Below are 362 nucleotides of genomic sequence, written 5' to 3'. Positions count from 1 at the left end.
CATCGCCGGGGTCGGGCTGATGCACAGGGCGCCGCGCGGGAAGGCGATCTCGCCGCTCATCGCCTCGTCCATCAGGTCATCCCAGCCGGCCTGGTCGAGCGCGGGATCGGTGGCGTGGACCAGGCGCACGGGTTGGCCGGTGGCTGCCAGTTGCTGCGCCAGGGTAGGGGCAAGGCAGGCCTCTTCGCCCGGGGCAGCCGGGCGGGCCATCGGCAGCTTGGTGCGGCCCTTTTCGGCAATGGCGGCGCGAGTCACGCGGAACACGCCGCTCGCCCCCTCGGGTAGGTCGGGCGTCAGGCCATCGACCAAGGCAACGGCGCCGTCGGCAAACTGGACCGTGCCGCGCCGCGTGCCGGCAAGGC

The 362-nt window shown here is 73.5% G+C and carries 1 pseudogene; it reads right to left on the bottom strand.

Annotated features, from left to right (window positions below):
* Positions 1–362 (bottom strand): annotated as a pseudogene (locus H926_RS33770) (ribonuclease); the annotation flags it as partial.

It is taken from the genome of Novosphingobium sp. B-7, assembly GCF_000410615.1.
GTDB classification, from domain to species: domain Bacteria; phylum Pseudomonadota; class Alphaproteobacteria; order Sphingomonadales; family Sphingomonadaceae; genus Novosphingobium; species Novosphingobium capsulatum.
Note: the sequence above shows the minus strand (reverse complement) of the source record. Positions and strands in the feature narration are given on the sequence as shown.